The following is an 11,583-nucleotide window of genomic DNA, read 5'->3' on the forward strand; positions in this document are numbered from 1 at the left end:
GGCCGACAAGGTACCCGAAGATAAATGAAGTCGAAGTCTGTAGCCGTCATCGTTGTCGCCGCCGGCAAAGGGGAGCGCGCGGGACGTGGCGGACACACCGATCCCAAGCAGTATCGCTCGTTGGCCGGTCGGACAGTGCTGGCGCGGACGATAGATGCGTTTCTCTCGCATCCCGCCGTTACCCTTGTCCTTCCCGTCATCCACGGCGATCACGTGGGCAGGTATGCGGCCCTTGATCTCGCCAAAAATGTGCGGCTCATGGCGCCGGTCCTTGGGGGCGCCACACGTCAGGCCTCTGTGCTGGAGGGGCTCAAGACGTTGGCGCCGCATCGCCCGGACCTGGTTCTCATTCAGGATGCAGCAAGACCTTTCGCATCCGCTCAACTGATCGAGGATGTGCTCGGAGCACTTGATGAGTACGATGGCGCCCTTCCGGCCCTGCCGGTCACCGACACCATCAAGCGTTCACTGAATGGCCGGGATGTTGTCGCGACAGAAGACCGGCGACAGTTGGCAGCCGCGCAAACACCCCAGGGGTTCCGCTTCGAGCAGATATTTTCGGCTCATATGCGCGCAAGTGCCGTGCGGCGCGAGTTCACTGACGACGCAGAAATCGCTGAATGGGCTGGACTCAGGGTCGCCATGGTCAGCGGCGATACCAACAACATCAAGATAACGCATCCGGAGGACTTCGCAGTCGCCGAGCGGATCATTGGCGGGAGTGAAGCAGTGGAGACCCGGATCGGGACTGGTTACGATGTTCACCCCTTTGCGCCCGGCGATGCAGTCTGGCTGGGTGGCGTCCGCATTCCGCACTCTGCCAAGCTCAAGGGGCATTCGGATGCCGACGTTGCGCTTCACGCACTGACCGACGCGATTCTTGGGGCGATTGGTGAGGGAGACATCGGGACCCATTTCCCCCCTAGCGATCTTCAATGGGAGGGTGCTGCGTCCACCATCTTTCTTAAGCATGCCGGCAAGCTCGTTTCGGCCGCGGGGGGGCGCATCGTCAATCTGGACGTGACAATCGTGGCGGAAACACCGAGGATTGCCTCTCACGCTCCGGCCATGTGCGCGGTGATCGGCGAGACTTTGGGCATCTCGCCCAACCGGGTCGCGGTCAAGGCGACTACCAACGAAAAGCTCGGGTTCATCGGGCGGGAGGAAGGCATCGTGGCCATGGCGAGTGCAAGTATCGAAATGCCGAGGGCGGACTGAGATGGCAGCTAAGGTCAAGGTGTCCGTAGCAAAGCAGATCATTGAGATCCTCGCATCCCGCAATCAGAGCCTAGTGACGGCGGAGAGCTGTACCGGTGGACTCATCGCAGCGGCCTTGACCGATGTGCCAGGGTCGTCAGCAGCGCTCTACGGCGGGTATGTCACCTACGCCAACAGTGCCAAGTCGCGGATGATCCACGTCCAGGCGCGACTGATCCGCGATTACGGGGCTGTAAGCAATCAGGTTGCGCGTGCCATGGCCGATGGCGCCCGCAACACCGCCCACGCAGACTTCGCAGTCTCCGCAACAGGAATTGCGGGACCCGATGGCGGGTCGGAGAAAAAACCCGTTGGACTGGTCTATGTAGCGGTTTCGTCCGATCTAGCCACCGTGGTCATCGAACACCGTTTTGGAGACATTGGACGTGACGCCATACGGAAGGCCACGGTCGAGGCAGCGCTCGACCTGGTCTTGCAGGTGCTTACGAGCGATCCGCCGCAATAATCGTGTAGTCACGCCGGATCGTGGCGGTCTGGCTTGCCCATTCCGACCCTTTGGTGCGGACCTGGTGCGCATCGAACGCCGCCCGATCGAGGAACAGCTCTTTGACGGTCCAGACTAGTGGATCGCTGCTTTGCGCGACTTCGAAGGACAGGCAGCCGGGCTCCTGACGCGTCAGCCGGATGTGTTCGGGAAGATATTGGCGCACCGCGTCACATTCGGCATCCGTCCCGCAGATCAGGGTTCCCGTCAGTCGCACTTTACCGGACATGACTACGCCCCGAACCGACGGTCTGCTTCGTCGCAGAAGGCTTGCATGATTTCCTCCTGCTTGGCCGCAAAAGCGGGCTCGGCGACCGCTGCAATCAGCGGGTTGGAAATCTTGAAATCGATCTCGAACCGCACGCGGGTCCCCTGCCCTTCGCTCTCGAAGCGCCACAGGCTGTCGAGATACGCGAACGGACCATCGACGGCCTTGGCCGCAATCGACATCGCTTCGGCATCCAATGTGACCCGGCTTGTGTAAGCTTGAGTGATCGGCCCGAATGACAGCGTCATGCGTGCCAGGCGGACGTCGCGCCCTTTCGCTGCCGGATCTGGCCGGACATCGATCGCACGACAGTTCGGGATGAACCTCGGGTAATCCTGAAGATCCGACACGATGTCGAACATACGTTGCGGCAGATGCTGCACGTGCTTTTCGTAGAACCGCTTCATCAGTGCCCCAGCCTTGCCATCCGTGCCTCGCGCAGCTTCGCGAAATCCTCTCCTGCGTGATGGGAAGACCGGGTCAGCGGGCTGGATGAGACCAGCAGAAAGCCCTTGGCCGTCGCCACCGTGGCGAATGAGCGGAACTCCTCAGGGGTCACGAAGCGCTGGAGCGGGTAATGCTTCTTGGTCGGCTGCAGGTATTGGCCGATCGTGAGGAAATCGACATCGGCTGAACGGAGGTCATCCATCAACTGCAGCACTTCATTGCGCTCTTCGCCCAGTCCAACCATGATGCCGGACTTGGTGAAGATCGTGGGGTCGAGTTCCTTCACCCGCTGCAGCAGGCGGATGGAATGGAAATAGCGAGCGCCCGGCCGTACCTTCAAATATTTCGAGGGAACGGTTTCTAGGTTGTGATTGAAGACGTCTGGCTTGGCCGCCACGACAATTTCGAGAGCCCCGTCCTTGCGGAGAAAGTCGGGCGTCAGAATCTCGATGGTTGTGCGCGGATTGATCGCGCGGATGGCCAGGATAACGTCTGCGAAATGCTGTGCCCCGCCATCAGGCAGATCGTCCCGATCCACTGACGTTATCACGACATGCTCGAGGCCGAGTTTCTGGACGGCAGTCGCCACATTGCCCGGCTCATTGGGATCGAGGGCAGTCGGCAAGCCGGTGCGCACATTGCAGAACGCGCAGGCGCGGGTGCAGATTTCGCCCATGATCATCATGGTCGCGTGCTTCTTGCTCCAGCACTCGCCAATGTTCGGGCAGCCGGCCTCTTCACAGACTGTGACGAGACCATTCTCTCGGACGATCTGCTGCGTCTCCTTGTAGACTGGCGAACCCGGCGCCTTGACCCGGATCCAGTCGGGCTTTCGCAGCACGACGCTGTCGGGCCGGCTGGCTTTTTCGGGGTGGCGCGGGCGTGCCGCTGTATCGATGAGCGTGACCATGTCAGTCCTGACTGGGCTTTTGACCCCGGCGAGGCCGGGGTGCAGGAGGCTTGCCCGCTATATCGCTCCCTTGCGTAACCGGTTCAACCGGCAGCACGATCCTGGGCAGCTGGGTAGCCGCTATCGCATGACTTCCTCGAGTTCCACCCAGTCGCCGCGGCGCGAGGCGGACAGGATAGAGGCCTGCACTAGTGCGAGAGAACCCAGATTGTCTTCGCCCGAGCTGAAGCCGCGCGGCACGTCGCCCGTTTCCAGGACCGTGGCGATCGTGTTGAGCGTGCCGCTGCGGTCCGCGAACTTGAGCGGCTTGAGGTCAACGTGCTGCACCTTCTCATCGAGTGGGCGCAGGGTCAGCATGTCGGGGCCCGCCTTGTCACGGAAGTGATCGCGAGAGCTCCAGCAGATTTGTCCTTCCGCCCCATCCATCACCCACTCTCCTGCCCAGGGAGTGACCGGCCCGGTATTCATCCAACTGGCCCGGTAGGAGACCATGGTACCTTTCTTGAACTCGATCGTGGCCACCCCGCTCGGGTGATACTGGAACGGGCTGCCGACGGGATTCCACGTACGACACGAAATGCGCAGCGGCTCGTCATTGAGCACGTAGCGCATCAGATCGAAGTGGTGGATCGACATGTCAGCCAGCAGCGGGTCCGGCATATCCCAGTAGCGGTAGCCTTGGCTGGGACCGTGCCGCCGGAAATCGAGCGACACCATGTTCATCGGACCGAACTTACCTTTTGCAATCAAGTCTGCGGCCGCGATGGGGGCTGGCTGAAACCGATAGTTCTGGCTGACCATCAAGACCTTGCCTTGCGCCTTGGCCAGGGCCACCAGTTCCTTGGCCTGCGCGATCGTGGTAGCGAAAGGCTTCTCGACGAGAACATTGTACCCCAACTCAAGACAGCGCTTGACCACGGGATAATGTGCCTCGGTGCGTAGCGTGCAGAGAGCGAGGGTTGCATCGGTATGCTTGGCCGCATCTTCGAGACTGCCGAAGCAAAGCTTGGCGTCTATGCCCAACGCCTCCTGGGCGCGCCCTGTGGCGTCGGGGTTGGTGTCCACATAGCCCACCATCTCGACATTGGGAACTGTGGGGATAACGTCTTGCGACCAGTTAAATCCCCAGTGCCCCAGACCGATCTGGATTGCCTTGACCATGTGGATAACTCCTATTGTTCGTTGCTTCGGTTGCCCTGCCCATCAGAGGCCGCGCTAGTGAAACGCCAAGCACCGGCCGCGGTGACGAGCTGAGGCCAGAACCGATCAGTCGTCAGATGTTCAGTGCGCGGCCATAAGCGTCGAGCACGCTTTCCTTCATCGTTTCGCTGAGCGTGGGATGGGGGAAGATGCTGTGAATGAGCTCTTCCTCGGTCGTCTCGAGGTTCATTGCGACCACGAAACCCTGGATGAGTTCCGTCACTTCCGCGCCTATCATGTGGGCCCCGAGAAGTTCCCCGGTCTTGGCGTCGAAAATGGTCTTTACTAAGCCATCCGGCTCTCCCAGGGCTATGGCCTTTCCATTCCCGACGAAGGGGAACCGGCCGACCTTGATCTCGCGGCCTTGCTCCTTCGCTTTGGCCTCGGTCAGTCCGACGCTTGCCACCTGCGGCTCGCAGTATGTACAGCCGGGCACCTTGGTCTTGTCGAGGCCGTGGACCTTGAGACCCGCGATCTTTTCGACGGTGATGACAGCCTCATGCTCGGCCTTGTGCGCCAACATGGGAGGGCCGGCCACGTCGCCGATGGCCCAGATTCCGTCGACACTGGTCTTACCGTAGTTGTCGATAACGATGGCGCCACGCTCGGTTTTGACGCCGACTGTTTCCAGACCAAGCTCTTCGATGTTGCATTGCACTCCGACAGCCGAGATCAGCTTGTCGCCGCTGATTTGCTGGGTCTTGCCGTCCTTGGTCTCGACATGGGCAATGACGCCGCTTCTGGTTTTTTCGACCTTGCTGACCTTGGCCTCAGTCATGATCTTGATGCCCCGCTTCTCGAGGCGCTTGCGAGCCAGGCCCGAAATCTCTGTGTCCTCCACCGGAAGGATGTTGGGCAGCAGCTCAATGACGGTGACTTCGGCGCCGAAAGAGCGATAAAACGACGCGAACTCTATGCCGATGGCGCCCGACCCCATGACCACCAGCGACTTCGGCATTTCCGCCGGTTTCAGCGCTTCAAAATACGTCCAGATTTTGTCGCCATCGGGCTCAATCCCCGGTAGCACCCGCGGACGTGCACCGGTGGCGATGATGATGTTCTTCGCCTTGTAGAGGCCTTCGCCGAGCGGGTTCTTGGGCACCGGGCCTTGCGGTTGCACGACCGGCTTTTTGCTCGGCGAAACTTTTACCTCACCGGGCTTGGTGATCGTGGCTTCACCCCAAATAATGTCGATCTTGTTTTTCTTCATCAGGAACTGGACGCCATTGTTCATCTGCGCCGCGATGGCGCGCGAACGTTTGACGATGCCGTCAAGATCGAAGCCAAACTTCTCAGCCGTCAGGCCATAGTCCTTGGCATGGCCCATGTGACCATAAATTTCTGCCGATCGAAGCAGTGCCTTGGTGGGAATGCAGCCCCAGTTGGAGCAGATCCCTGCCATGTGCTCCCGCTCGACAATGGCCACCTTCATGCCCAGCTGGGCGCCGCGAATTGCCGCGACATAGCCGCCCGGGCCTGCGCCGATGACGAGGAGATCGTATTGGTCAGCCATATTTGGCCTCCACCTGGTCTTGTGGGGTCGTTAAAGACCCAGCGTTTGTTTGACGAGCGGGGCAAGGCCCTCGCCGATTGCCCGTGTGTTGGCCGGATCGAGATGTACGCCGTCGCGCGGATCGGCGACGGCAACGCTGGCCGCGTTGAAATAGCCGACGTCCAGTTCTCGGGCGATACGGCTGTAATAGAAGTCGAAGAGCTTCGCTTCGTCCGCCCGTGGCGCAAACATCGGGTGCAAATCCGCATGGGTGGTTTCCACCGTCAGCGGCGGCGCCACCATAATTACCTGCGGGACGACCATGCCGGGGTCGTAAGGGTGGCTCTTGATAATCTGCACGAGGCGCTTCATCCCCATCGCGGCTCCGAAGGCGGTTCCGTTGAGATAGACCTTCAGGTCATTTGTGCCGAGCATGATGATGACGAGGTCGAGCGGCTTATGGCTATCGAGCAGTGTTGGCAGCACGCGGACGCCATTACGATCCGCTGGTGCTGAAAAGTCATCGAAGGCCGTGGTTCGGCCACCAAGGCCCTCGGCAATAACCCTGGCCTTGCCGGCCAGCGAAGTTTCGACGACCGAAGGCCATCGATCCTCATAAGCGTGGCGCGCCCCCCCCGGCTCAGGATTGGAACCAAAAGTCAGGCTATCGCCATAGGCGAGAATGGTTTTCATCGCCCTGCCCCTAAGCCAGCATCATGATCGGGTTTTCGATCAGGTCCTTGAAGACGCCCAGGAGTTCTGCACCGAGCGCGCCATCGACGGCGCGGTGATCGCAGGAGAGGGTGACAGTCATGAACTGGCCGATCTTGATCTGCCCGTTTTCCGGGTAGACCCGCTCTTCGCCGGCGCCGACCGCCAGGATTGTGCCGTGTGGCGGGTTGATGACGGCCGCGAAGTGCTTGATGCCGAACATGCCCAGGTTGGACACCGAGGAGGATCCACCCTGATATTCATGCGGCGCCAGCTTTTTAGACTTGGCGCGCGTGGCCAGATCCTTCACCTCTTCCGATATCTCGCGCAGGCTCTTGGTGTCGCAGCTTTTCACCACCGGCGTGAAGAGCCCGCCAGGCACCGACACGGCCACGGCAACGTCGGAGCGCTTATGGTAGAGGATGGAGTCCCCTGCCCAAGTCGCATTGGCCGCCGGCACGCGCTGCAGCGCCACCGCCCAGGCCTTCATGACGAAGTCGTTGACGGAGAGCTTGAACGCCGGCTTGCCTTCCTTGTTCTTTGGCGCTGATGCGTTGATCTGCTCGCGCGCCGCCATGAGGGCGTCGATGCGGCAGTCGAGCGTCAGGTAGAAGTGCGGAACGGTCTGCTTGCTTTCCGTCAGGCGCGCCGCCACCACCTTGCGCATACCGTCATTGGGCACGATCTCGTAGGTGCCTTCTTCGAACTGAGCCAGAACCTGACTCTTGCTGAGGCCCGTCGGCATCGCGGCAGCCGAGGTCGGTGCTCCGGATGGTACGGACGTAGGCTTGCTGGTGCCCTTGCCCGACTTCGCCGCTTCCACGTCCGCCTTGATCACGCGGCCCTTTGGCCCGCTGCCGGCGATGGTGCTGACGTCGAGCCCGGCATCCTTGGCGATGCGCCGGGCCAGAGGCGAGGCGAACACGCGGCCGCTTTCGGCTTTCGTTGGTGCGCTGGCGCCGGTATTGCTGTTGCCAGCAGGCTTGGGCGCCTCGGCGGTCGTTGCATCTGCCTTTGCCGTCGGCGCCGTCTGGGTCGCGGCGTCGGCGCGCTCGATGGTTCCGGCATCCTTGCCGGCATCGTCCTTGGGCGCTTCAGGCTTGGCTTCGGCCGTGGGGGCCTCCGCAGGCTTGTCGCCGCCAGAGCTCATGGCGCTGGCGTCCTCGCCCTCCTGCAGCAGCACGGCGATGACGGCGTTCACCTTCACATTGTCCGTGCCCTCGGCCACGAGGATTTTGGCGATGTGACCCTCGTCCACGGCCTCCACTTCCATGGTGGCCTTGTCGGTCTCGATCTCGGCGATCACGTCACCGGAGGAAACACTGTCGCCTTCCTTGACGTGCCATTTGGCAAGCTTGCCCTCCTCCATCGTCGGGGAGAGCGCCGGCATGGTGATATCAATTGGCATCCCAGATCTCCTTAGGAGCGATAGGTCACGGCGTTTACCGCGGCGATGACTTCGTCCACATTCGGCAGCGCCAGCTTCTCAAGATTGGCAGCATAAGGCATGGGGACATCCTTGCCCGTGACACGCATGACTGGTGCGTCCAGATAGTCGAACGCGCCTTCCATCACCCGCATCGCCAATTCGGCGCCGATGCCGCCCTGCGGCCAGCCTTCCTCGACAGTCACCAGGCGGCCGGTCTTCTTGACCGATTCAATGACGGTGTCGCTGTCCATCGGGCGCAGGGTCCGCAGGTCGATGAGTTCCACATCGACGCCAGCGGCGACGAGTTTCTCTGTTGCCTGCGTGGCGTAGCGCATGCCCATGGAGAAGGAGGCGATGGTCACGTCCTTGCCCTCGCGCGCGACGCGGGCCTTCCCGATGGGGAGGACGTAGTCGTCCACCTTGGGCACCAGTCCAGTCGATCCGTAAAGGATTTCGTTCTCGAGGAACACCACCGGATTGGGCGAGCGGATCGCGGCTTTCAGCAACCCTTTGGCATCGGCGGCGCTGTATGGGGCGATAACGGTCAGGCCGGGCACGTGACTGTACCAGGCCGAGTAATCCTGGCTGTGCTGCGCGGCCACGCGGGCTGCGGCACCGTTGGGGCCACGAAACACCATGGGCGCGGTCACCTGCCCACCGGACATGTAAAGCTGCTTGGCAGCTGAGTTGATGATCTGGTCGATCGCCTGCATGGCGAAGTTCCAGGTCATGAATTCCACGATCGGCTTTAGGCCGGCAAAGGCCGCGCCGACAGCAAGGCCCGCAAACCCGTGTTCGGTAATCGGCGTATCGACGACGCGTTCTGGGCCGAACTCCTGCAGCAGATTCTGCGTAATCTTGTAGGCGCCCTGATACTGGGCAACCTCCTCGCCGATAATGAAGACGTCCTTGTCGCGACGCATCTCTTCGGCCATCGCCTCGTTCAGCGCCTGACGCACCGTCATCTCGACCATCTCGACGTCGGTCGGCATGTCGGGATCATTCTGCGCCACGAACTTCGGCGCTTCTGCTCCTGCGTCGCTCTTAGGTTGGACGGGAACGGCAGCGGTTTCGGGCACGGCCGACTCACCTTCCGGATCAGACGAAGAGGCCTGCGCAGCGGGCGTGTTTCCTTCGCCCGGCTCTTCGCCTTCGCCCAGCACCATGGCGATCGGCGTGTTCACCTTCACCCCTTCGGTGCCTTCCTCGATCATGATTTCGCTGACGGTGCCTTCGTCCACCGACTCAACTTCCATCGTAGCCTTGTCGGTCTCGATTTCCGCCAGCACGTCACCGGGAGACACTTTGTCACCGACTTTCACCAGCCATTTGGCGAGCTTGCCCTCTTCCATGGTGGGAGACAGGGCGGGCATGAGAATTTGAGGCATGTCAGCTCTCCAGCAGGGCAGCGCCGGGCACTATAGCCTCTGGGCGCGGCGCAGAATTGTCAGTGAAATTGGCGGTGGGAATGATTTGCCATTCGGGGATCAGTGCCGGGTCAAGTTCGGTCGTGCTCTCTGCCCGGCGCTCGTTGACGGCCCAACTGCTCAGAACAAGACCGAGAACGACAAAGGTGACGCAAGCAATGACGGCGCGCTTGTAAACGGCAGCGGCGGTCTCTCCAGACAGACCCGCTCGTGCCGCGACGCTGTTGAAGCGCCACCATCCAAACAGCCAGCCCCGCCAGGACGGGCTGGCCGCTGGTGCCATGCGGTTGATGGCCGCGGCCTGCATCAGCGCGACGGCCGCGGAGAGCAGTGCAAAAACGACGATCACCCCGAGCAGGATGCTCATTGGTGTCAGGCCTCGATCGTGATGTCGGTCCAGAGCTCCGAGGCGTCCGGCTCGGCATCGTTGGTGGCAAAATCGGCCGCCTCCGTCACGACGGCGCGAATGTCGGTCTCGATCTTCTTGAGGTCGTCTTCGGTTACAGACCCGCCCTCCAGCAGGCGCTTGCGGACCTGCTCGATCGGGTCCCGCTCCTGCCGGTATTTCGTCACTTCGTCCTTGGTGCGATACTTGGCCGGATCGGACATGGAGTGACCACGATAGCGGTAGGTCAGCATCTCGAGAATATAGGGCCCCTTGCCCGAACGGGCCCACTCTATGGCACGCTTGGCGGCGTCGAACACCATCCGCACATCCATGCCATCGACCTGCTCGCCCGGGATATCGAACGAAGCACCACGCTTGGAGAAGTCCGTGGTGGCCGCGGCGCGCTCGATCGAGGTCCCCATGGCGTACTTGTTGTTTTCGATGATGTAGACGACGGGCAGGTTCCAGAGCTTGGCCATGTTGAAGCTCTCGTACACCTGGCCCTGGTTGGCCGCACCGTCACCGAAATAGGTGATGGAGACTGAATTGTCGCCCTTGTACTTGCTCGCGAAAGCCAGACCGGTGCCAAGAGAAGCCTGGGCACCGACGATGCCATTGCCGCCATAGAAGCGGTGTTCGTTCGAGAACATGTGCATCGAGCCGCCCTTGCCCTTGGACAGCCCGCCCTGGCGCCCGGTCAGTTCCGCCATCACCCCTTTCGGATCGAGGCCCATCACCAGCATGTGGCCGTGGTCGCGATACCCGGTGATCTGAGCGTCCTTGCCCTTCTCACTTGCCATCGTGATGCCCGTGACGACAGCTTCCTGCCCGATGTAAAGGTGGCAGAAGCCGCCGATCAGCCCCATGCCATACATCTGCCCGGCCTTTTCCTCGAAGCGCCGCACCAGCAGCATGTCGCGGAACGCTTCCATCTCCTGCTCTGCAGTGAACTGGGGGACATTGGGCTGTGCCGTGGCCTTAAGGGCCGTCGCCTTGCGCGCCATGCTTCGCTCCGTAAGGGTGAGGAAATCGATGGCCGGATCAGGCCACGATGATAACTATAGCGCAAGCGTCGCTGCAGGAAAATGCTGGCGCGGGGACGCCAAAAAGCGTCTAGAGCGTTGAATCCTGGATGATAATCGACCTTAACTCATCATCGATTAATTCTCGAAATTTACCAGAAATCGGTTCACCAGAAGCAGGGTCGACCATGATGAGGATGTCGTCGGCGTTCGCAACGTTGAGCATCGCACGCGCCCGCTCGGTTACAAGGTCAGGGTCGAGGTGCTTTGGGTTCATCAGGGATGACCGGTGTCGGTACGCATCGATCTCTGCCTGCAACGCAGCGGACTTGTCCTTCAGTACCTGGATATCGGCAACGATGTCCTTGCGGTTGTCGATGCCGAACTGACCGGAGATGGCGGAGTAGCCCAGGTACCCCTGGAACGCGAGGAGGCACGCCGTGAGAGCCAGTGGACGCCAGAAGGGTGGCCGTTTGAGGCGAGTGGGCATGAGCTAACCGTGTGTAGACACTCGCTTATGCCTGACA

13 protein-coding genes are annotated in these 11,583 nt (G+C 61.2%); 2 read left to right on the forward strand and 11 right to left on the reverse strand.

Annotated features, from left to right (window positions below; translation table 11 throughout):
• The first annotated feature begins 24 nt into the window (after positions 1 to 24).
• Positions 25 to 1,218: a bifunctional 2-C-methyl-D-erythritol 4-phosphate cytidylyltransferase/2-C-methyl-D-erythritol 2,4-cyclodiphosphate synthase gene (locus IC608_RS04070; protein ID WP_191772842.1), complete on the forward strand. Its 1,194-nt coding sequence runs from the start codon at positions 25 to 27 to the stop codon at positions 1,216 to 1,218.
• Between the two features lies 1 nt (position 1,219).
• Positions 1,220 to 1,723, forward strand: coding sequence for a CinA family protein (locus tag IC608_RS04075; RefSeq protein ID WP_191772843.1), 504 nt, complete (start codon positions 1,220 to 1,222; stop codon positions 1,721 to 1,723).
• Here IC608_RS04075 and IC608_RS04080 read toward each other — a convergent pair.
• From IC608_RS04080 to IC608_RS04130, 11 genes are all read right to left on the reverse strand, one after another.
• Entirely contained in the window at positions 1,701 to 1,991 is a 291-nt protein-coding gene (locus tag IC608_RS04080; protein ID WP_191772844.1) for a putative quinol monooxygenase, read from the reverse strand. The genes IC608_RS04075 and IC608_RS04080 overlap by 23 nt on opposite strands.
• Positions 1,992 to 1,993: 2 nt before the next feature.
• On the reverse strand, positions 1,994 to 2,437 hold the full coding sequence (locus IC608_RS04085; protein WP_191772846.1) for a type II toxin-antitoxin system RatA family toxin: 444 nt from the start codon (positions 2,435 to 2,437) through the stop codon (positions 1,994 to 1,996).
• Positions 2,437 to 3,387: a lipoyl synthase gene (gene lipA / locus IC608_RS04090; RefSeq protein WP_191772848.1), complete on the reverse strand. Its 951-nt coding sequence runs from the start codon at positions 3,385 to 3,387 to the stop codon at positions 2,437 to 2,439. Before lipA ends, IC608_RS04085 begins: the two co-directional genes overlap by 1 nt.
• Before the next feature lie 120 nt (positions 3,388 to 3,507).
• Positions 3,508 to 4,548, reverse strand: coding sequence for a Gfo/Idh/MocA family protein (locus tag IC608_RS04095; RefSeq protein ID WP_191772850.1), 1,041 nt, complete (start codon positions 4,546 to 4,548; stop codon positions 3,508 to 3,510).
• 112 nt (positions 4,549 to 4,660) lie between these two features.
• Complete coding sequence (gene lpdA, locus IC608_RS04100; protein ID WP_191772852.1) at positions 4,661 to 6,100, reverse strand: dihydrolipoyl dehydrogenase; 1,440 nt, start codon at positions 6,098 to 6,100, stop codon at positions 4,661 to 4,663.
• Positions 6,101 to 6,130: 30 nt separating this feature from the next.
• On the reverse strand, positions 6,131 to 6,772 hold the full coding sequence (locus IC608_RS04105; RefSeq protein ID WP_191772854.1) for an SGNH/GDSL hydrolase family protein: 642 nt from the start codon (positions 6,770 to 6,772) through the stop codon (positions 6,131 to 6,133).
• A gap of 10 nt (positions 6,773 to 6,782) precedes the next feature.
• Entirely contained in the window at positions 6,783 to 8,198 is a 1,416-nt protein-coding gene (locus IC608_RS04110) for a pyruvate dehydrogenase complex dihydrolipoamide acetyltransferase (protein ID WP_191772856.1), read from the reverse strand.
• An 11-nt stretch (positions 8,199 to 8,209) separates the two neighbouring features.
• Positions 8,210 to 9,607, reverse strand: a complete 1,398-nt coding sequence (locus IC608_RS04115; protein ID WP_191772858.1) for a pyruvate dehydrogenase complex E1 component subunit beta — start codon at positions 9,605 to 9,607, stop codon at positions 8,210 to 8,212.
• A 1-nt stretch (position 9,608) separates the two neighbouring features.
• Positions 9,609 to 10,013 carry a hypothetical protein gene (locus IC608_RS04120; RefSeq protein ID WP_191772860.1) on the reverse strand — a complete coding sequence of 135 codons (405 nt, stop codon included), beginning with the start codon at positions 10,011 to 10,013 and terminating at the stop codon, positions 9,609 to 9,611.
• 5 nt (positions 10,014 to 10,018) lie between these two features.
• Positions 10,019 to 11,038: a pyruvate dehydrogenase (acetyl-transferring) E1 component subunit alpha gene (pdhA, locus tag IC608_RS04125; protein WP_191772862.1), complete on the reverse strand. Its 1,020-nt coding sequence runs from the start codon at positions 11,036 to 11,038 to the stop codon at positions 10,019 to 10,021.
• 109 nt (positions 11,039 to 11,147) lie between these two features.
• Positions 11,148 to 11,546, reverse strand: coding sequence for an FtsB family cell division protein (locus IC608_RS04130; RefSeq protein WP_191772864.1), 399 nt, complete (start codon positions 11,544 to 11,546; stop codon positions 11,148 to 11,150).
• Positions 11,547 to 11,583 lie beyond the last annotated feature (37 nt).

The sequence above is a fragment of the Devosia oryzisoli genome, assembly GCF_014837245.1.
GTDB classification, from domain to species: Bacteria; Pseudomonadota; Alphaproteobacteria; order Rhizobiales; family Devosiaceae; genus Devosia; species Devosia oryzisoli.